At 53.5% G+C, this 20,940-nt stretch carries 14 protein-coding genes; 5 read left to right on the top strand and 9 right to left on the bottom strand.

The genetic code is table 11. The features are described 5' to 3' along the window. Positions 1-31: 31 nt before the first annotated feature. Complete coding sequence (gene tyrP, locus NHG65_RS18010) at positions 32-1,240, bottom strand: tyrosine transporter TyrP (RefSeq protein WP_207978840.1); 1,209 nt, start codon at positions 1,238-1,240, stop codon at positions 32-34. 243 nt (positions 1,241-1,483) lie between these two features. On the opposite strand from tyrP, the gene NHG65_RS18005 reads away from it, so the two are divergent. Beyond that, a complete protein-coding gene (locus NHG65_RS18005) occupies positions 1,484-2,680 on the top strand; it encodes a nicotinamide mononucleotide deamidase-related protein YfaY (RefSeq protein ID WP_499182505.1) in 1,197 nt (398 codons plus the stop codon). Between the two features lie 3 nt (positions 2,681-2,683). Continuing rightward, entirely contained in the window at positions 2,684-3,052 is a 369-nt protein-coding gene (locus NHG65_RS18000) for a Hok/Gef family protein (RefSeq protein WP_314733126.1), read from the top strand. A gap of 69 nt (positions 3,053-3,121) precedes the next feature. Here NHG65_RS18000 and yfaE read toward each other — a convergent pair whose 3' ends face one another. The 4 genes from yfaE to ubiG all read right to left on the bottom strand — a co-directional run bounded on the left by yfaE (position 3,122) and on the right by ubiG (position 8,036). Next, positions 3,122-3,382 carry a class I ribonucleotide reductase maintenance protein YfaE gene (gene yfaE / locus NHG65_RS17995; RefSeq protein ID WP_085117715.1) on the bottom strand — a complete coding sequence of 87 codons (261 nt, stop codon included), beginning with the start codon at positions 3,380-3,382 and terminating at the stop codon, positions 3,122-3,124. A gap of 3 nt (positions 3,383-3,385) precedes the next feature. Next, entirely contained in the window at positions 3,386-4,516 is a 1,131-nt protein-coding gene (gene nrdB, locus NHG65_RS17990; RefSeq protein ID WP_085117713.1) for a class Ia ribonucleoside-diphosphate reductase subunit beta, read from the bottom strand. Positions 4,517-4,584: 68 nt separating this feature from the next. Then, complete coding sequence (nrdA, locus tag NHG65_RS17985) at positions 4,585-6,873, bottom strand: class 1a ribonucleoside-diphosphate reductase subunit alpha (protein ID WP_099061578.1); 2,289 nt, start codon at positions 6,871-6,873, stop codon at positions 4,585-4,587. A gap of 437 nt (positions 6,874-7,310) precedes the next feature. Further along, on the bottom strand, positions 7,311-8,036 hold the full coding sequence (gene ubiG / locus NHG65_RS17980; RefSeq protein ID WP_099061577.1) for a bifunctional 2-polyprenyl-6-hydroxyphenol methylase/3-demethylubiquinol 3-O-methyltransferase UbiG: 726 nt from the start codon (positions 8,034-8,036) through the stop codon (positions 7,311-7,313). Positions 8,037-8,248: 212 nt separating this feature from the next. Here ubiG and gyrA point away from each other — a divergent pair, with 212 nt between their 5' ends. Beyond that, positions 8,249-10,900: a DNA topoisomerase (ATP-hydrolyzing) subunit A gene (gyrA, locus tag NHG65_RS17975; protein WP_207978835.1), complete on the top strand. Its 2,652-nt coding sequence runs from the start codon at positions 8,249-8,251 to the stop codon at positions 10,898-10,900. Positions 10,901-11,064: 164 nt separating this feature from the next. Next, entirely contained in the window at positions 11,065-13,938 is a 2,874-nt protein-coding gene (rcsC, locus tag NHG65_RS17970) for a two-component system sensor histidine kinase RcsC (protein WP_219016672.1), read from the top strand. Positions 13,939-13,988: 50 nt separating this feature from the next. Here the strand turns inward: rcsC and rcsB are convergent, their stop codons facing one another. The 4 genes from rcsB to NHG65_RS17950 are packed head-to-tail and all read right to left on the bottom strand — an operon-like array spanning position 13,989 to position 18,970. Then, a complete protein-coding gene (rcsB, locus tag NHG65_RS17965; RefSeq protein WP_037420903.1) occupies positions 13,989-14,639 on the bottom strand; it encodes a response regulator transcription factor RcsB in 651 nt (216 codons plus the stop codon). Further along, positions 14,632-17,334, bottom strand: a complete 2,703-nt coding sequence (rcsD, locus tag NHG65_RS17960) for a phosphotransferase RcsD (protein WP_413477912.1) — start codon at positions 17,332-17,334, stop codon at positions 14,632-14,634. The genes rcsB and rcsD overlap by 8 nt, the downstream gene beginning before the upstream one ends. A 21-nt stretch (positions 17,335-17,355) precedes the next feature. Beyond that, positions 17,356-18,510, bottom strand: coding sequence for an MFS transporter (locus NHG65_RS17955; protein ID WP_099061573.1), 1,155 nt, complete (start codon positions 18,508-18,510; stop codon positions 17,356-17,358). 55 nt (positions 18,511-18,565) lie between these two features. Then, positions 18,566-18,970 (bottom strand): DUF4186 domain-containing protein, encoded by a 405-nt coding sequence (locus NHG65_RS17950; protein WP_099061572.1) that lies wholly within the window; start codon positions 18,968-18,970, stop codon positions 18,566-18,568. Positions 18,971-19,680: 710 nt separating this feature from the next. Here NHG65_RS17950 and NHG65_RS17945 point away from each other — a divergent pair. Then, entirely contained in the window at positions 19,681-20,793 is a 1,113-nt protein-coding gene (locus tag NHG65_RS17945) for a porin OmpC (protein WP_099061571.1), read from the top strand. Positions 20,794-20,940: the final 147 nt, after the last annotated feature.

The following is a 20,940-nucleotide window of genomic DNA, read 5'->3' as shown; positions in this document are numbered from 1 at the left end:
AATCGGCCCCTTTGTTTTATTGACCAATCTATTACCCTACTGCAGGCAGGATGCCGCTGGCGATGCCCAACTGAATGGCAATCACCGTTATCCCGCAGACAAACACCAATGCCAATGCCGGTGTGCCACCCCAGACGCGGTATTTTGCCTGATGCTGCTGACGGGTTTTCCACACCAGTAGTGACGGTAATAACAGCGCCAGCACCGCCAGCGCGATGGCAGCAAAGCCCAGAGCCAACACAAAGCCACGTGGATAGAACAGGGCGAAAGCCAACGGCGGCAAGAAGGTAATGGCCCCGGTCTGCAGACGACCCCGCACGTTATCCTGGCGCTTAAACAGGTCAGCCAGGAAATCAAACAGCCCGAGCGCTACGCCGAGGAATGAAGTGGCCAGCGCCAGATCGGCAAACAGATGCACCGCCAGTTCGACGTGTGGGGATGCCACGACGTCACGTACTGCCTGCAACAGGCCGTTCAGACCGGCTTGCTGCGCCAAAATGCCCACGAAAGTGGTGGAGCTGATGCTGCCGAGCGTCGCCAACTGCCAGAAGATATAGGCCACCAGCGGAATGGCACTGCCGATAATGAATACCCAGCGCAGCTTGCGGATATTGCCGCCCATGTAGTTAACAATGCTGGGCACGCTGCCGTGGAAGCCAAACGAAGTGAAGATCACCGGGATGGCCGACAGCGCCAGTCCCTGTTCCAGCGGCAGGGTCATCAGGTTGGTTTGATGGATATTGGGTAACATCAGGCCCAGCATGACGATCAGGAACACCACTTTGGCACTGAACAGGATACGGTTAAACAAGTCGACCGAATGGGTGCCGATGCAGACGACGCCGCCTGCTACCAGAGTAAACAACAACACGCCGAGCGTGGTGGGGAAATCCTGTGAGGTCCATTGACTGATACTGGCCGCCAGCAATTCGCCGGCGCCGCTGATATAAGCGGCGGTCAGGGCATACATCAGGAACATCATGCTGAAACTGGTAAGCCATTGGCCCCCGCCGCCAAGGTAGCGTTTTGCCAGCGTGCCGAGGCCGGTACCGGCCTGCTCATGCTGATAAACCTCAACCAGCAGCAGCGCGGTATAACACATCAACAACCACAGTCCGACCAACAGACCCAGCGTGACGCCAAAGCCGACACCGGCAGCCGCCAGTGGCATCGCCAACATCCCTGCGCCAATGGTGGTTCCTGCCACGATAAAAACACTGCCAAGCGTGCGATTTTTCACGTTTTTCTCTACCAGCCAAAGATTTTGTAAAATTATAGGTAACCCATGCTATGTGCGGCAGGATAGTGGATGGATTATTTTGTGTCAAACAGGCGTTACGGAGGATGTTAACTTATATTTACACCTGATGGGCCGCGTGATATCGCAAAAAAGTGCCTTCGACAGAAATTATCCGCTGATGCTTAGTGAAAACTTATTTACGGGCTTCTATAGTGGAATGATCAGAAAATGTGGGAGAGATCAATGTTAAGGGTGGAGATGCTCAGCACCGGTGATGAGGTGCTGCATGGGCAAATTATAGATACCAACGCCGCCTGGCTGGCAGACTATCTGTTCCAGCAGGGTATGCCGATGAGCGGGCGCGAAACGGTGGGGGACAGTCTCTCCTCTTTGATCGAAACATTACAGGAGCGCAGTCACATCGCCGATGTGCTGATCGTTAACGGGGGCCTGGGGCCGACCAGTGACGATCTCAGCGCGCTGGCGGCGGCCACCGCTTGTGGCGTTGAGCTGGTTGAACATGCTGAATGGATGGCGCGTATTGAGGCTTATTTTGCCGAGCGTGGGCGGCCGATGGCGGCTTCAAACCGTAAACAGGCGCTGATCCCGGCTAACGCCGAGATGCTCGATAACCCGGTCGGTACCGCCTGTGGCTTCGCCTTGAAGCTGAACCGATGCACGATGTTTTTCACCCCTGGTGTGCCTTCTGAATTCAAAGTGATGGTCGAGCAGCAAATCGTACCGCGTCTGCGTGAGCGCTTTACCTTACCGGCACCCCCGCTGTGCCTGCGTTTAACCACCTTTGGCACCTCGGAGAGCGATCTGGCCGCCGCGCTGGATGGCATGCCGCTGCCGGCAGACGTGGTAATGGGCTACCGCTCTTCCAGCCCGATCATTGAACTGAAGTTAACCGGCCCGGTGACCCAGCGAGCAGCGATGGAGCAGGCATGGGAACGAGTGCGTCAGGTGGCGGGGGATAACACCCTGTTTGAGGGGACTGTTGGCCTGCCGGCAGTATTGACGCAACGCTTGAATCAGCAGGGGTTGAAGTTGGCGTTGAGCGAACAGTTTAGCGCCGGCTTGATCAATCTGCAGTTACAGAGCGAGGGCGCGCCGCTGGCCGGTGGTGAGCTGCTGCCGGCGCACTGTGTGGAAACGCTGGAAACCACGTTGGTCCGCGCTCGTTCGCTGGCAGAACTGACCGGGGCACAGCTGGCGCTGGCGGTCAGTGCCATGAGCGGCGACCAGGTGAGCGTGGTGTTGCATACGCCAAAAGGCGGTATCGGGCAGACAGTGCGTTACCAGGCATCGCGTCATGGTTTGCGTCTGCGGCAGGAGTCGGTGGCAATGTTAGCGCTGGACATGTTGCGGCGCTGGCTAAACGGCGGGCCAGTGTGCGGGAAAAACGGCTGGTTGGAAATCGTCGAGATTATTGAGTAGAGAATGCTTGATGGCAGTGATATATCCCTTATTAATCATAATATTATAAGGGGTTATCGAGTTTGGAATAGGCTGCTACAATCGCTGCGGGTGCTTGAGACTGTTCGTCTTGGGCATTGTGTGGCAAGGCGGATAGAAGAAAGCCCCAAACTGACTCTCAATCAGATTGGGGCTGCCCTAACGCCTAGACACCGTTATGGTAGCCCCTTCACAGCAAGGAGGCAAGCCATGTATAAAAAGCATGCGCTATACGCGTTAACTGTTGTATGTATTACGGTTTTGGTATTTATCTGGATGATTAAAGATCGCTTTTGCGGATTGGAAATCTACCAGAAAGATATCACTATCCTGATGACGTTAACCTGTATGTGAAGCGGTAATCATAGGGCGGGGGAAACCCCGCCTTCTGGTCTCCAGGCGCGGTTTCCGGCACCCAACTTTTTACAGTTCCAGTTCGATATCGGTCAGTGGCATACAGCAACAAGGCAGGATCTCGCCGTCGTTGATAAACGCCAGCGGCTGCTGGTGATAAACCACTTCGCCTTTTACCAGCTTCAGGCGGCAGGCGCCGCAATAGCCGGAACGGCACTGGTATTCCACTTCAACGTCGTGCAATTCCAGCACGTCGAGCAGGCAGCCTTCACTTTTTGGGCAGGATAGCTGCGTACCTGTGGCACGCAGCGTCACGATTGATGATGCCATCGCTTAGAGTTCGAAGTCGCTCAGGTCGTCGGCATGCACTTCCGAGTCGATCTGGCCGACCAGGTAGGAGCTGACTTCCACTTCCTGCGGGGCAACCTGCACGTTATCAGACACTAACCAGGCGTTGATCCATGGGATCGGGTTAGAGCGGGTTGCGAACGGCAGGCCAAGACCGACCGCCTGCATGCGGATGTTGGTGATGTATTCCACATACTGGCACAGGATGTCTTTGTTCAGGCCGATCATCGAGCCGTCACGGAACAGGTATTCTGCCCACTCTTTTTCTTGCTCGGCCGCCAGCACGAACAGGTCATAGCATTGCTGCTGACACTCAACGGCAATTTCCGCCATCTCTGGGTCATCTGCGCCGGAGCGCATCAGGTTCAGCATATGCTGGGTACCGGTCAGGTGCAGCGCTTCGTCACGGGCGATCAGCTTGATGATTTTGGCATTGCCTTCCATCAATTCACGTTCCGCGAAGGCAAACGAACAGGCGAAGCTGACGTAGAAGCGGATGGCTTCCAGTGCGTTAACGCTCATCAGGCACAGATAGAGCTGTTTCTTCAGTGCGCGCAGGGTCACGGTCACTGTTTTACCGTTGACCTGATGCGTACCTTCACCCAGCAGATGATAGTAACCCGTCATTGCGATCAGATCGTCGTAGTAGCCGGAGATATCTTTCGCGCGCTTGAGGATCTCTTCGTTGGTGACGATGTCATCAAACACCACCGCCGGATCGTTAACGATGTTACGGATGATGTGGGTGTAAGAACGCGAGTGAATCGTCTCGGAGAAGGACCAGGTTTCTATCCAGGTTTCCAGCTCCGGGATCGAGATCAGCGGCAGCAGGGCGACGTTCGGGCTACGGCCCTGGATCGAATCCAGCAGCGTTTGATATTTCAGGTTGCTGATGAAAATGTGTTTTTCATGTTCCGGCAGCGCCTGATAGTCGATACGGTCGCGTGAAACGTCCACTTCTTCCGGACGCCAGAAGAAGGACAGTTGCTTCTCAATCAGTTTTTCGAAAATTTCATGTTTTTGCTGATCGAAACGCGCAACGTTAACCGACTGACCGAAAAACATCGGCTCCAGCAACTGGTTATTTTTGTTCTGAGAAAATGTGGTGTAAGCCATAAGCCTGAATCCATCGTAACGTGGCTAAATGAAGGGGCCGGAAGAGTTCCGGCCCGCTGTGTCAAACTTTAGATCTTGCAGGCGCCGCTTTCGCAGTCATCATCGCCGCCTTTGGCCGGCAACAAATCTTCCTGAATATCATCGGCACCGTCGCGGGTGTTCTGATAGTACAGCGTCTTGACACCGAACTTGTAGGTGGTGAGCAGGTCTTTCAACAGCTGCTTCATTGGCACCTTGCCGCCCGGGAAACGGGTTGGGTCATAGTTGGTGTTGGCCGAGATCGACTGGTCGATAAACTTCTGCATCAGACCGACCAGTTGCAGATAGCCGTCGTTGTTCGGCATTTCCCACAGCAGTTCGTAGTCGTTTTTCAGACGCTCATATTCTGGTACCACCTGGCGCAGAATACCGTCTTTAGACGCTTTGATACTGATGTGACCGCGTGGCGGCTCAATGCCGTTAGTGGCGTTGGAAATCTGCGAAGAGGTTTCCGAAGGCATCAGCGCCGACAGGGTAGAGTTGCGCAGACCGGTTTCCTTGATCTCTTTACGCAGGCTTTCCCAGTCGTAGTGCAGTGGCTCCTGGCAGATGACATCCAGATCTTTCTTGTAGGTGTCGATCGGCAGGATGCCCTGTGAATACGTGGTTTCATTGAACCATGGGCAGGCGCCTTGTTCCTGAGCCAGACGGTTCGAGGCCTTCAGCAGGTAGTACTGGATGGCTTCGAAAGTCTTGTGGGTCAGCGCGTTAGCGCTGCCGTCGGAGTAGCGTACGCCGTTCTTCGCCAGGTAGTAAGCGTAGTTGATCACGCCGATACCCAGGGTGCGACGACCCATAGCGCCACGGTGAGCGGCTTTGATTGGGTAGTCCTGGTAATCCAGCAGGGCATCCAGAGCACGTACTGCCAGGGTAGCCAGCTCTTCCAGATCGTCCAGGCTTTCGATGGCGCCCAGGTTAAAGGCGGACAGCGTACACAGGGCGATTTCGCCGTTTTCGTCGTTGACGTCATCCAGCGGCTTGGTCGGCAGGGCGATTTCCAGGCACAGGTTGGACTGGCGTACCGGCGCGATCTGCGGATCAAACGGGCTGTGGGTGTTGCAGTGGTCAACGTTCTGGATGTAGATACGGCCGGTAGAAGCGCGTTCCTGCATCATCAGTGAGAACAGTTCAACCGCTTTCACTCGTTTCTGGCGGATGCTGCTGTCTTGTTCGTACTGGGTGTACAGACGTTCGAATTCGTCCTGATTGGCGAAGAACGCGTCATACAGCCCCGGCACGTCAGACGGGCTGAACAGAGTGATGTCCTGGCCCTTGATCAGGCGCTGGTACATCAGGCGGTTCAACTGCACGCCGTAATCCATGTGGCGCACGCGGTTGCCTTCAACGCCACGGTTGTTCTTCAGCACCAACAGGCTTTCAACTTCCAGATGCCACATCGGGTAGAACAGCGTAGCTGCACCACCACGCACACCGCCCTGAGAACAGGACTTCACTGCGGTCTGGAAATGTTTGTAGAACGGGATACAGCCGGTATGGAAGGCTTCACCACCGCGGATCGGGCTGCCCAGCGCACGAATGCGGCCGGCATTGATACCGATACCGGCGCGTTGCGAAACGTATTTCACAATGGCGCTGGAAGTGGCGTTGATGGAATCCAGGCTGTCGCCGCACTCGATCAGCACGCAAGAGCTGAACTGGCGGGTTGGGGTGCGCACGCCGGACATGATTGGCGTAGGCAGTGAAATCTTGAAGGTGGAGATCGCGTCGTAGAAACGTTTAACGTAGTCCAGACGGGTATCACGCGGATAGTTGGAGAACAGGCACGCGGCCACCAGGATATACAGGAACTGTGCGCTCTCGTAGATCTCGCCGCTAACGCGGTTCTGCACCAGATACTTCCCTTCCAGCTGCTTAACGGCTGCGTAGGAGAAGTTCATATCACGCCAGTGATCGATAAAGGAGTCCATCTGCTCGAACTCTTCAGTGCTGTAGTCTTCCAGCAGATGCTTATCGTACTTGCCCATCTCTACCATGCGCGTTACGTGAGCGAGCAGCTTCGGTGGCTCGAATTGGTCGTAAGCTTTTTTACGCAGGTGGAAGATGGCCAGGCGTGCTGCCAGATACTGATAGTCCGGCGCGTCGCGCGAGATCAGGTCGGCTGCCGCTTTGATAATGGTTTCATGAATATCAGCAGTTTTGATGCCGTCATAAAACTGAATATGAGAACGCAACTCTACTTGAGAAACCGAGACGTTGTTTAACCCTTCCGCGGCCCAGTCGATGACACGGTGGATTTTGTCGAGGTTGATGCGCTCTTTACGGCCATCGCGTTTAGTTACAAGCAGACTTTGGTTCATGTGGTGTTTTACCTGTCCGTATGGTGCCCCTAAGCAGAAGTGTAGTAGCTCTGCTCAGTATGTAAACACTATATATAGGGGTTGTATGTCGGTGAGGTAACAAGATAGTGAGAAAACAGGGCGTTTGCAAGTGAACAAAAGTGGCCTAATTTGTGGATAACTTGGGGGTGAAATGTGACTTGTCTTTCGCAGTGCGCGCTGTGACTGGCGCGACAAGCTTGTCAATAAGCGGGATAAGAATTTCCTTAGAATCAGAAAAACGTGATCGTTTGCCGCTTTATTAAACGTTAGAAAAAAACGGCATATTGATCTGATTTAATATTCTTAAAAACTGTTTACAACGGTGATTTTGATCGAAAGCGGAAAAATCAGGTATTTATCTTAATGTTATCGGCGCACCGGAACAGACAAGCCAGTCCCGGCGCGCTTTGGAAGGCTCAGCCTTCGTGCTGAGTATGTACCATATAGTTCACATCAACGTTGCGGCCAAGCTTGAAATGGTCGGTGATTGGGTTGTAATGCAGGCCAATCATATGCTTTTCGCGCAACGGCGTGCCGTCAACCCAGCCGATCAACTCAGAAGGGCGGATGAACTTCTTATGGTCATGGGTGCCCTGTGGCACCATCTTCAGAATATATTCCGCACCGACCACCGCCATCAGCCAGGCTTTGGTGTTGCGGTTAATGGTGGAGAAAAACACGTGGCCACCCGGTTTGACCAGGTGAGCGCAGGCGCGTACCACCGAAGCCGGATCGGGAACGTGCTCCAGCATTTCCATGCAGGTCACTACGTCATAGCGTTGTGGGTTGGCCTGCGCATGGCTCTCCACCGTTTCCTGTATGTAGTTTACATTCACGCCGCTTTCCAGTGCGTGCAGCCGGGCAACCTGCAGCGGCTCGGCGCCCATGTCCAGCCCGGTGACCTGTGCGCCTTCTCGCGCCATGCTTTCCGCCAAAATGCCGCCGCCGCAGCCCACGTCGAGGACGGTTTTGTCAAAAATGCCGCCGGCGCGCTGCAGGATGTAGTTCAGACGCAGCGGGTTGATACGGTGCAGAGGCTTGAATTCACCTTCCAAATCCCACCAGCGTGAGGCCACGGCCTCGAACTTGGCGATTTCATGATGGTCTACGTTTTGCGCTTGGCTGGATGATTCTGCATTCATGGGCGTATTTGGCTCCTGGTTCTCGTTGCGCGGATTATACATGTTCCGGCGCAGCACCGTCTGCGTCGATGCATTTTTACTGCACATATATGCATAATTTAAGTTAAACAGCGGCGGTTATTTTCCCGTAAAGCGTGCTTTGTGATATAGTTTTACACCTTTGCCACTATGGCAGCGGGCAGATGAATCATTAGTAGAGGGATAGCAGCTCCATGAGCGACCTTGCCAGAGAAATCACACCGGTAAACATCGAAGACGAGTTGAAAAACTCGTATCTGGACTACGCGATGTCCGTAATTGTCGGACGTGCGCTGCCAGATGTTCGTGATGGACTGAAGCCGGTGCACCGTCGCGTTTTGTTCGCGATGAGTGTATTGGGTAACGACTGGAATAAACCATACAAAAAATCGGCCCGTGTCGTCGGGGACGTAATCGGTAAATATCACCCACACGGTGACAGCGCGGTTTACGACACCATCGTGCGTATGGCTCAACCGTTTTCGCTGCGCTATATGCTGGTGGACGGTCAGGGTAACTTCGGTTCTGTCGATGGCGACTCCGCCGCGGCGATGCGTTATACCGAAGTGCGCATGTCCAAAATTGCTCACGAACTGCTGGCGGATCTGGAAAAAGAAACCGTCGACTTTGTGCCTAACTATGATGGCACCGAGCAGATCCCAGCCGTCATGCCAACCAAGATCCCGAACCTGCTGGTTAACGGCTCGTCGGGCATCGCCGTGGGCATGGCCACCAACATTCCGCCGCATAACCTGTCAGAGGTTGTCAACGGCTGCCTGGCTTATATCGATGATGAAAACATCAGCATCGAAGGCCTGATGGAGCACATCCCGGGGCCGGACTTCCCGACTGCGGCGATCATCAACGGCCGCCGCGGCATCGAAGAAGCCTACCGCACCGGGCGCGGCAAAATCTATTTGCGCGCACGCGCCGAAGTAGAAGCCGATGCCAAAACCGGTCGCGAGACCATCATTGTTCACGAGATCCCGTATCAGGTGAACAAGGCGCGTCTGATTGAGAAGATCGCCGAACTGGTCAAAGAAAAACGCGTGGAAGGTATCAGCGCGCTGCGTGATGAGTCCGACAAAGACGGCATGCGTATCGTGGTTGAAATCAAGCGCGACGCGGTCGGTGAAGTGGTACTGAACAATCTGTACTCGCTGACGCAACTGCAGGTCACCTTCGGTATCAACATGGTGGCATTGCATCAGGGTCAGCCAAAACTGCTGAACCTGAAAGACATTCTGAAGGCGTTTGTCCGCCACCGCCGCGAAGTGGTGACTCGTCGTACCATCTTCGAACTGCGTAAAGCCCGCGATCGTGCCCATATCCTGGAAGCGTTGGCTATCGCCCTGGCGAACATCGATCCGATCATCGAAATGATCCGCCGTGCGCCAACCCCTGCGGAAGCGAAAGCCGCCCTGGTGGCTCAGGCGTGGGATCTGGGTAATGTGGCCTCCATGCTGGAACGCGCTGGTGATAATGCCGCTCGTCCTGAGTGGCTGGAACCGGAGTTCGGCATCCGTGACGGTAAATACCATCTGACCGAGCAGCAAGCTCAGGCGATTCTGGATCTGCGTCTGCAGAAACTGACCGGCCTGGAGCATGAAAAGCTGCTGGACGAATATAAAGAGCTGCTGACGGCGATTGCCGAGCTGATCTTTATTCTGGAAAACCCAGACCGTCTGATGGAAGTGATCCGCGAAGAGCTGGTGGCAGTCAAAGAACTGTACAACGACGGCCGCCGCACCGAGATCACCGCCAATACTTCAGATATTAATATCGAAGACCTGATCAACCAGGAAGACGTGGTCGTTACGCTGTCGCACCAGGGCTATGTGAAGTATCAGCCTCTGACTGACTATGAAGCGCAACGCCGCGGCGGTAAAGGCAAGTCGGCAGCACGTATTAAAGAAGAAGACTTTATCGATCGTCTGTTGGTGGCTAACACCCACGATACGATCCTGTGCTTCTCCAGCCGTGGCCGCCTGTACTGGATGAAGGTGTACCAACTGCCTGAAGCCAGCCGTGGCGCGCGTGGTCGTCCAATCGTCAACTTGTTGCCGCTGGAAGCCAATGAGCGTATCACCGCTATTCTGCCAGTGCGTGAGTATGAAGAAGGGCGTCACGTGTTTATGGCTACCGCCAGCGGCACCGTGAAGAAAACCGCGTTGACCGATTTCAGCCGCCCACGCAGCGCCGGCATCATCGCCGTTAACCTCAATGAGGGTGACGAGCTGATTGGTGTTGACCTGACCGACGGCAGCAATGAAGTCATGCTGTTCTCCGCCAACGGTAAAGTGGTGCGCTTCCCGGAAACGCAGGTGCGTTCAATGGGCCGTACTGCTACCGGCGTGCGCGGTATCAATCTGGGTGAAGGCGACAGCGTTATTTCCCTGATTGTGCCACGTGGTGAAGGCGATATTCTGACCGTCACCCAGAACGGCTACGGTAAACGTACTGCGGTTACCGAGTATCCGACCAAGTCACGCGCCACCCAAGGGGTTATCTCCATTAAGGTGAGCGAGCGTAATGGTCAGGTAGTGGGTGCGGTTCAGGTGGATACCACCGATCAGATCATGATGATCACCGATGCCGGTACGCTGGTGCGTACCCGCGTATCGGAAGTCAGCGTGGTCGGGCGTAATACCCAGGGTGTTACGCTGATCCGTACTGCGGAAGACGAGAACGTCGTCGGTCTGCAGCGCGTTGCCGAACCGGTGGAAGATGAAGAGCTGGACAGCCTCGAACCGGGTGCGGAAGTAGCAGAAGAAGACGCTGCACCGCTGGACGAAGGCGATGATGATTCTGAAGCGTCAGATGACGTGGAAGATGACAACGCCTAAGTGGTAGGGGCTGGCTTGCCGCCCCTGTCGCACTGAGGTTAAAAGGGCCTGGCAGCGATGCTAGGCCCTTTTTCAGTTATATGGTTTAATTGCCGGACCCAAGTCAGAGATCCCGGCTCTGATATGAACGCGCTGGTCGCCACTCACTTTTGTATGGTATCCGATTGAAATATTTAGCTTCTTTTCGCACCACGTTAAAGATATCCCGCTATTTGTTCCGGGTGCTGGCGATAATGCTGTGGTCGTTGGGGGCGTTGCTCACCACCTTCTATATCCTGAATATCCTGCACCAGAAAGAGTCTGACATTCGACAGGACTACAATCTGAATTTCGATCAGGCGCAGGGCTATATCCGCCATTCGGCCGATATAATGCGTGATATCAAATATATGGCGGAAAACCGCCTCAACGGCTCAGTCAGTAGCCTGGACATGTTCAGCGGTATTTTCCCCGGCAAGAACACTCCACTGGAGTTTGTACCACTGTATTCAGAGTCCAACTGTTCACTTAATACCACTTATCGCAGCTCGCTCAATTCACTGAGCGGACTGATTCAGTATTGGAAAGAGAATTTCGTTGCGGCCTACGATCTCAACCGGGTGTTTTTCATCGACGGTGACACTTTATGCATGGCGGAGTTTGGTGGCAGCAGCAGCGGTGTGGCCAACCGAGCCGACGCGCTGAAAACCCTGCATGAGCGCATCCTCAAATACCGTAATGCCAAGAACCAGGACAAAGACAATAATCTGTACTGGATCAGCCCAAGCCAGCAGCGGCCGGATGTCGGTTATCTGTATGTGCTGACGCCTATCTATATTGGTAACAAGCTTGAGGCGCTGCTGGGTATTGAGCAGACCATTCGTCTGGAAGACTTTGTCACCGCAGGCAGCTTGCCGACCGGTGTAACCCTGCTGGATGAGAATAACCAACCGATATTGCGGCTGGTGGATGGCGAGCGCGATGCGCAGGCCCCCGGCAGCTATCCGGACGATCCGGCTTACTTTGGCTATGTAGATAACTACCGCGACCTGATCATGAAGAAGGCGCTGCCGCCGTCATCGCTCAGTATTGTTTATGCCGTGCCGGTGCAGACGGTGGTTGAACGCTTCAGGATGTTAATCCTCAATGCAGTACTGCTGAATCTGCTGTCCGCCATCGTGCTGTTCAGCCTGGCCTGGCTGTTTGAGCGAAAAATGTTCCTGCCGGCGGAAGACAACGCTTTCCGGCTGGAGGAGCATGAGCAGTTCAACCGTAAGATTGTCGCCTCGGCACCTGTGGGCATTTGTATTCTGCGCATCAGTGACGGTACCAACATTCTGAGTAATGAGCTGGCACACAACTATATCAACCTGCTGACTCACGAAGACCGTGACCGCATTACACGCATCATCTGCGAACAGCAGGTGAATTTTGTCGATGTGATGACCAGTAATAACAATAATCTGCAAATCAGCTTTGTTCATTCCCGTTACCGCAACGAGGATGTGGCGATCTGCGTGCTGGTGGACGTTAGCGCACGTGTGAAAATGGAAGAGTCGCTACAGGAGATGGCGGCGGCGGCAGAGCAGGCCAGTCAATCCAAATCGATGTTCCTGGCGACCGTCAGCCACGAGTTGCGTACGCCGCTGTACGGCATCATCGGCAACCTCGATTTATTGCAGACCAAGGCGTTGCCGCAGGGCGTTGATCGACTGGTCAATGCGATGAACAACTCGTCCGGGCTGTTGTTGAAGATCATCAGCGACATCCTGGACTTCTCGAAAATTGAATCCGAGCAGTTGAAGATTGAACCGCGTGAGTTCTCCTGCCTGGAGGTGATCACCCACATCGCCGGCAACTATTTGCCGCTGGTGGTGAAGAAACGGTTGGGGTTGTACTGTTTTATCGAGCAGAACGTGCCGGAGCGCATTTCCGGCGATCCGGTGCGTTTGCAGCAGGTACTGTCGAACTTGTTGAACAACGCGATTAAGTTTACCGATACTGGCTGCATCATTCTGCAAGTCTGTACGCGTGGTAGCTATCTGGAATTCAGCGTTCGCGATACCGGGGTCGGCATTCCGGAGAAAGAAATCACCCGTCTGTTCGATCCGTTCTTCCAGGTCGGTAGTGGTGTGCAACGCCATTTCCAGGGCACCGGGCTGGGGTTGGCGATTTGCGAAAAGCTGATCAACATGATGGATGGCGACATTGCCGTTGAATCCGAGCCGGGATTAGGCAGTCTGTTCACCATTCGCATTCCGCTGTTTAACGCCCAGTTCCCGATCCCGCAGCCCAGCGATACCTGGCAAGGTAAAACTCTGTGGCTGGATATCCGCAACCAGCGGTTGGAAAGTTACCTGATGGAGATCCTTGGTGGTTATGGAGCTACGGTACTGCGTCACCAGGGGCAGGATACCGCCGCAGGGGATGTGATGCTCAGCGATCACCCACTGATGGTCAACACGCCACTGCTGGCACAGATCCAGTTCACTACCGAGCATATTGGCCCGTCGCAGGAAACCCGGCCGGGCTATTGGATGCACAGTACCTCGACGCCGCGTGAAACCCTGACGCTGCTCAACCGTTTGTTTGGTACCCGTGATGAAAGCGGCAATAGCCTGATGCAATTGCCGGTACCGGCCAAGGCCAGCAGGGTAGACAACGGGGATATTCATTTGCTGGTGGTGGATGACCACCCGATTAACCGCCGGTTGCTGTCCGACCAGCTTGGCTCACTGGGCTATCAGGTGGTGACCGCCAATGATGGGGTAGATGCACTCGACGTACTGAATCGCAATACTGTCGATATCGTGCTGACCGACGTCAACATGCCCAACATGGATGGCTATCTTTTGACCCAGCGTTTGCGCCAGTTGCACTTTACCGCTCCGGTGATCGGCGTGACGGCGAATGCCCTGGCGGAGCAGAAGCAGCGCTGTATTGAGGCGGGGATGGATAACTGCCTGTCGAAACCGGTGACGCTGGAAACGCTGGAGCAGACTTTGGGGTATTACAGCCAGCAGGTGCGTCGTACGCGGGCTGAGTCAGAAGACGTCTGAAAGCAAAAGGGCGCAGCAAAATGCCGCGCCCTCTGTTAACTACCGGGATTTTAGTCTTTGTCCAGCGGTGCCATGCTGACAGAGGAGAGGTAGTTGAGCAGCGCAATATCGTTCTCAACACCCAACTTCATCATCGCCGATTTCTTTTGGCTACTGATGGTTTTGATGCTGCGATTGAGTTTCTTGGCGATCTCGGTCACCAGGAAACCTTCGGCGAACAGGCGCAGTACTTCGCTCTCTTTCGGTGACAGACGCTTATCACCGTAACCGCTGGCGCTGATCCTCTCCAACAGTTTGGAGACGCTTTCCGGCGTGAACTTCTTGCCTTTCTGCAATGCGGCCAGCGCTTTCGGCAGGTCGGTCGGCGCACCCTGTTTCAGCACGATGCCTTCGATATCCAGATCCAGCACGGCGCTAAGAATAGCCGGGTTGTTGTTCATGGTCAGAACGATGATCGACAACTGCGGATAATGGCGTTTGATGTATTTGATCAGCGTAATGCCGTCGCCATACTTATCACCCGGCATCGAAAGGTCGGTGATCAGGACGTTCGCGTCCAGTTTGGACAGATTGTTGATCAGTGCTGTTGAGTCTTCAAACTCCCCAACGACATTCACCCATTCAATTTGCTCAAGTGACTTCCGGATGCCAAACAGTACGATAGGATGGTCATCAGCAATAATTACGTTCAGGTTATTCATGTTGTTGGCTACCTTGCTGCAGCAGTCTACTGACGAAAAAATCAATCTGACTGATGTTATTCTCGATCTTGAGCGCATCACCGTCTGCGATGTGCTGTTCTAACGATTCACACAGTTGCTTGCCGGGAAGCAGATTTAACATGGCAAACACGCCTTTCAGGCGGTGTGCTGTCTGTGACAGAGCATTGAAATCACTGCTGCCCGCCTCAGTATACAGTTTTTTGACATCGTCGGGTACTGTATCAATAAATAGGCCATAGTAATCACTTGATTTCAATTGTTTTTCATAGAGTTGGATGTCATCGGCGGTCAGTGAAAGCGCGCTTTCCTGCTGTTCCAACGCGGCCATTTGCTGCTCAATCAGCATCAGCACGGCGTCTATCATCGCACCACTCAGGTTATAGTTTACCCGAATATACCGTTTTTCAAGCTGCTGCCATCCGGCTTCATCGCTGGTCAGCAACAGGGTGTAATCGTCTGCTCTTTGCGGGTTATCGGTCAGCAATACGTCGTAGTCGCGATTAATCTGGCGTTCGTCGGCAACGATGCAGCTTGCACCGTAGGCGTGCAACAGATGGGTGACGATGCCACGCACTTCTTCAGAAGTGATGTCCAACAATGCGGTCACACCGTCGAGCAGCTTTTCCTGCGCTTCCGTCTCTTTTTTCTCCATTTCCATCGGCACGCGGATGGTGTAGCGGGTGCCGATATCAATCTTGCTGCGGATATCCAACTGGCCATTGAGCTTTTTGCACAGTTGATTACACAGGAAGAAGGTGAGGCCGGAGCCGTGATTAAAACGATCCACCAGCGTCTGGCTAAGGAACGGATAGTTCAGGTTGCTGATCTCTTCGTTGGAAATGCCCGATCCGGTGTCATTGATATGGAACACCAGGCGATCGGGATGCTCGGGCTCATGATCGATCACCAGCGAAATCTTGCCGCAGGCGGTAGTGATAATGGCGTAATGCACCAGCAGTGAGATCACCTTGCGCAGTGCATTGGCATCCCCGATATATTGCTGTTCGACATCAAGATGGAAATGATTGAACAACGACAGACCTTTTTGATTGATGGATGGCAGGGCTTCCTGCAGTAATTCATCTATCAGGGCCGATGGGCTAAAGGGGTGACGCGAAGGCTGCCAGTCCTGGGTTTCCAGCCGGGTGAGCAGGGTGATGTTTTCAATCAGCCCCAGCACCGTCGACGATTGTACCGTCAGTTGCTTCAATAGCGCTTGTTGCTGTTCTTCATCCGCTTGCGTACGCAGGCGATCGGCCAGATCGTGCATCTGGCGCACCGGCTGGTTCAGCTCAATGCCCAGGTTATGCAGCATCAGTTTGCGTGCCTGGACATTTTTATCGTACTCGCGCTGCGCCTGCTGCAACCGCTTGTTAACCATCACTTCCTTGTCCTGATCGTTGAGCAGGAACAGGTAGGTTTCCGGCGACAGTTGGCTGCGGAAAATGCGGATCTCATACACTTCATTGTTGACCGTAGCCTGAATAACGCCGTGATGCTGTTCGGCCATATGGGCGATTTTTTGCAGGCTTAAATGTGGCAACAGGTGTTGGGCGATCTTGTTACTGGCGATCACCGTATTGCTGGCGAAGTTGTACACCAGCAGGCCGGAAGGCAGGCTGGCGATGATTTCCTGATTCAGTGCGCGTTCGGCTTCAAGTTCAACCGCCATATTCTCGCTCGGGCGGATATATTGGCGACGGATAAAGTAAATACCCACCAACGACAGCGCCAACAGCAACAGATTGATGGCGATCAGCCAGATATTGTTCCGCAGCAGGTCGATCGCCAGGCTGATAGCGGAGACGCGGTAAACCACTTTCAGCGGCGAATTAGGCAGGGGAGCGCTGAACTCCACCCAACTGCCGCTCATCGCTATGCCGGTGCTGGTCGCCGTATCCAACGGCAAGGTTCCGTCATCCATGCTGCTATCGTCAGGCAACAGCATGAAGTTGGCGCGCGCCATATTGATGGGGATGATGTCGTTAATCGGCAGGTCGAAGGCGATCACCGTGGCCAAATGACCCGGCTGGTTAAAAGTGGTGCGGATTGAAAACGAATAGGTGTTCTGGAAGCGTTGTTTGCGCAACGCGGAAAAACTTTCACGCTCGTCGAGCATATTGGCTTGTTGCAGCATTTCGGCCCGACGATCCTCTGCCGAGGTTGTCAGATAGCTTTCCTTGAAGCGTGAGGCCAGTTCTTTCAGCGGCTGGGTGGTGATCAGACTCAGGCTGTTATCTTGCCCGTTAAGGTAATACATGGCGTAATTTTCAGTCTTGGCCCCCCAACGGGTGTCCAGATAGTCTGAAATATTGGCGATCATCGCCAGAGTGCTTTCTTCATGACTGCCAAAAATAACCGCGTCGGTCTTTTTATGCGGCTTCTCCAGGTAATAAACGTCCGGGCGCAGCCGGGTTTCCTGCAGGCTGGGATCGACATTCAATGACGGCGCATTACCGAATTTGTCGTAGATCTGATAAGTGATGTAGCGGTAGTTGTCGATACGCTTTTGCAGGCCGTTGGCGATGCTGTTCAGCGCATATTTCTTTTCTGCCAGCCAGGCGTTGGTGTAGTTGTAGCCATACAAGCCGATGGCTATCGTCAGCAGTACGGAAAATAACAGGAAGCAGCGGGTAATATTGCTTGAGCTGATGGTCAGTTGTTTATTTTGCATAGTTGACTGCGCATTCCTGAATCAACGGGTTATGGCCCGGGCACTGGCGGTGACTGCCAGGAGTAATACTGCAACGCAGGCAAAGGCCGCCGTCAGGCTGGAGAACTGGGCGATAAAGCCGATCAGTGCTGGTCCGGCGAGAATGCCGGCATAGCCCACGGTGGTCACTGAGGCGATAGCCAGATTGGCCGGCATATCATGTTGGTTGCCCGCCGCACTGAACAGGATTGGCACCACGTTGGAAGCCCCCAGGCCCACCAGCATAAACCCAATCAGTGAAACCATGGCGTTGTTGAACACAATGGCCAGGCTCAGGCCAATGGCCGCACACAGGCTACCCAGCAGCAATACCTTATATCTGCCCAGCCGGTTCACTACCCAATCGCCGTTCAACCTGCCGATAGTCATGGTGATGGAGAACAACGCATAGCCTAATCCTGCCTGGCTATGGTCAACCCCACGCAGGGTGGTGAGGAACAGGGCGCTCCAGTCGAGCATCGAGCCTTCCGCCAGGAACATAATGAAGCACAGGATACCGATAAACATCACCCAGCCACGAGGCAGCACGAACATCGGCCCGCCTTCTTCACCGCCGCTTTCGCGCAATAAATTGCGACTGGCCAGCATCAGCAGCGCGGCAATGGTCAATACGGTGACCCAGGTTGCCAGCAAGGGTGACAGTCCCAGCCACAGCATCAGGCTGACGCCGCCGGCACCGGCGATACCGCCGACGCTGAAGAAACCATGGAAACCGGACATCATTGCCTTGCCGCTGGCGCGCTCGACTACCACCGCCTGCACATTCATTGCCACGTCGATCATGCCGATCGCCGCACCAAACAGCAGCAGGGCCAACGCCATACCGGTGGTGGTGTTCATCAGAACCAGCAGGGGTAAATCAATACACAGCGCCAGGCCAGCGAGCAGGATCACCGGTCGACAGCCCAACCTGCCGGTCAGGAAGCCGGTTAACGGCATCGCTAACATCGAACCTGCGCCAATGCACAACAGCAGCAGACCCAGCGAGCCATCGTCTATGCCGATACGTGCTTTGGCAAACGGCACCAAGGGTGCCCAGGCGGCCATACCAAAGCCGGCGACAAAGAAAGCCAACCGAGTTGCAATCTGGGCCGGGACGCCGGGTTTTTGCTGTTCATTACACAAGGTGGATGTCATGTGGGCATCAGGATCTATTGTGGAAATGCGGGCTGAAAGTTATGGAGTGTTTTTATCACAATCCGCGATCCGGGTCGAAAGGATTCGCGCTGTCATCGGCCTTTGCGCCTGCTCGTCGCTCCAGCCACAAGGCAATGACTTGCACAATGTACCGCTTTTGTTGCTCATCCAGCGCTTGCCCCTGGGGAATGTCATGCCACTTGGCCAGACAGCCCCGGCAACAGGTGGCGGTGGCATGCTGAGCGACAAATACCGGATGGCCACGCATCGGGGTTTGCTTACCGTCATTTTTCGGGAAAGGGGCCGCCAGCCGTTGCTCGATAAAATCTCGTGCGTGGCTGAGGATCAGCGGCAACCCTTTGGTATCAAAGTAAAGTTGGTCTTTGGGGTTCAGGCGGAACCTGGCGCGGAAAGGGGAGCTTTGCAGCCGACGCCATAACGCTTCGGGTTGAAATAGCATGGGTCATCTCTTCGGGATATTTTGCACAGGCTATCAAAATAGGCAGGATGAGCCAATGTTGCTTCCCCAAACCGAATGCCGACTTAAGCTGAAGGTGTTTTAGCAATAAAACGCTCTCCTAATTAATGCGATTAATTCATAGCCTAAATCAGGCTAATAAATTAGCGATTAGTGCGAAAGTTAATTAGGGGGATAATATCTATAGGTGATTATTTTTTGGCAAAAAGTGCGGATAAAGATGAAATGTGAAGAAAATGTAAAATAATAAAAAACCGGCCAGAAGCCGGTCGAAATGTACAAAAATTATCTTACAGATAATGAAGGTAATAATGAAAATAATGATGATAGCGGGATTATTATAACGTCAGAGATATGAGATGTTTTTGGCACAATGTGCTTATCAGTGGTGAGTTTTGTATATCAGTCTGTTTTTTCTTAAAGTTTTGTATAACTAACTGATTTTATATCTATAAATGTATTTTTTGGCATTGTGTGCCTTATTTTGTTTGTCTGTAATGTTTTGTGGAAGTTCGCGCAAATTTACATTTGGAAACCTTTATTAATCACAATGAAACACTATCGGATACTTGGTATCATTTTCTTTCTGGATTAATATAACCCTTGTTACCAGAATGGTAATGCACAGTCGTGCTAATAATGCTCAAAAGGGCAGTGGCCATAGTTCGACATAATTAACGAGGATAATAACGATGAAACTTCGAGTACTTTCACTGATAGTACCCGCTCTGCTGGTTGCAGGCACTGCAGGCGCGGCGGAAATCTACAACAAAGACGGTAATAAACTGGATTTGTTCGGTAAAATCGATGGTCTTCACTATTTCTCCGACGATAAAGGCTCCGATGGCGACCAGTCTTATATGCGTTTTGGCCTGCGTGGCGAAACACAAATCAGCGACCAACTGACCGGTTATGGTGAGTGGGAATATCAGGCAAACCTCAACCGCGCAGAAAGTGAAGACAACAATAACTTCACCCGTGTTGGCTTTGCCGGTCTGAAATTCGGCGATTACGGCTCATTGGATTACGGCCGTAACTACGGCGTGCTGTACGACATCGGCGCCTGGACCGACGTACTGCCAGAGTTCGGTGGCGATACCTACGGTGCGGACAACTTCATGTTCCAGCGTACCAATGGCGTGCTGACTTACCGTAACTCAGACTTCTTTGGTCTGGTTGACGGTCTGAACTTTGCTCTGCAATACCAGGGTAAAAACGACAGCGCTACCGAATCCAACAATGGTCGTGACGTGTTGGCACAGAACGGTGACGGTTATGGTATGTCCGCGTCTTACGATCTGGGCTACGGCATCAGCGCTGCAGCGGCGTACTTCTCTTCCGACCGCACCAACGATCAAAATGGCAATAACAACCCTGGCATTCTGGGCCGTGGTGACAAGGCTGAGGCCTACAGCGGCGGTCTGAAATATGATGCCAATAACGTCTACCTGGCAGCGATGTATACCCAGTCTTACAACGCAACCCGCTTCGGTAGCAGCAACAGCAGCACTTACGGTTACGCTAATAAAGCGCAGAACGTTGAAATTGTTGCTCAGTACCAGTTCGACTTCGGTCTGCGCCCATCCGTGGCTTACCTGCAGTCTAAAGGCAAAGACATCGATCGCGGTTACGGCGATCAGGATCTGATGAAGTATGTTGATGTGGGCGCGACTTACTACTTCAACAAAAATATGTCTACCTACGTTGATTACAAAATCAACCTGATGGACGAAAACGACTTCACCAAATCTGCCGGTATCAACACCGACGACGTGGTTGCCGTGGGCCTGGTTTACCAGTTCTAAGCAACAGAGTGTGGATATGATCACGCGGCCTTCGGGCCGCGTTTTTTTTGCCTGCGGTTTGGCACAAATTGGAATTTTAGCGGCACGGATTGCTATTTCGATGTGCCGGGGTTTACCTAAACTTCTGCCATATAGATAAGTCAGGGG

It is taken from the genome of Serratia myotis, from assembly GCF_027474885.1.
Taxonomy (GTDB): Bacteria; Pseudomonadota; Gammaproteobacteria; order Enterobacterales; family Enterobacteriaceae; genus Serratia; species Serratia proteamaculans.
Note: the sequence above shows the minus strand (reverse complement) of the source record. Positions and strands in the feature narration are given on the sequence as shown.

Coding starts and splice junctions, on each gene's coding strand:
- ubiG (WP_099061577.1), bottom strand. CDS start 8,036: ATGAATGCAGAATCATCCAGCCAAGCGCAAAACGTAGACCATCATGAA.
- nrdA (WP_099061578.1), bottom strand. CDS start 6,873: ATGAACCAAAGTCTGCTTGTAACTAAACGCGATGGCCGTAAAGAGCGC.
- nrdB (WP_085117713.1), bottom strand. CDS start 4,516: ATGGCTTACACCACATTTTCTCAGAACAAAAATAACCAGTTGCTGGAG.
- NHG65_RS17955 (WP_099061573.1), bottom strand. CDS start 18,510: ATGACATCCACCTTGTGTAATGAACAGCAAAAACCCGGCGTCCCGGCC.
- gyrA (WP_207978835.1), top strand. CDS start 8,249: ATGAGCGACCTTGCCAGAGAAATCACACCGGTAAACATCGAAGACGAG.
- NHG65_RS17950 (WP_099061572.1), bottom strand. CDS start 18,970: ATGCTATTTCAACCCGAAGCGTTATGGCGTCGGCTGCAAAGCTCCCCT.
- rcsD (WP_413477912.1), bottom strand. CDS start 17,334: ATGCAAAATAAACAACTGACCATCAGCTCAAGCAATATTACCCGCTGC.
- yfaE (WP_085117715.1), bottom strand. CDS start 3,382: ATGGCATCATCAATCGTGACGCTGCGTGCCACAGGTACGCAGCTATCC.
- rcsB (WP_037420903.1), bottom strand. CDS start 14,639: ATGAATAACCTGAACGTAATTATTGCTGATGACCATCCTATCGTACTG.
- NHG65_RS18005 (WP_499182505.1), top strand. CDS start 1,484: ATGTTAAGGGTGGAGATGCTCAGCACCGGTGATGAGGTGCTGCATGGG.
- NHG65_RS18000 (WP_314733126.1), top strand. CDS start 2,684: ATGCTTGATGGCAGTGATATATCCCTTATTAATCATAATATTATAAGG.
- NHG65_RS17945 (WP_099061571.1), top strand. CDS start 19,681: ATGAAACTTCGAGTACTTTCACTGATAGTACCCGCTCTGCTGGTTGCA.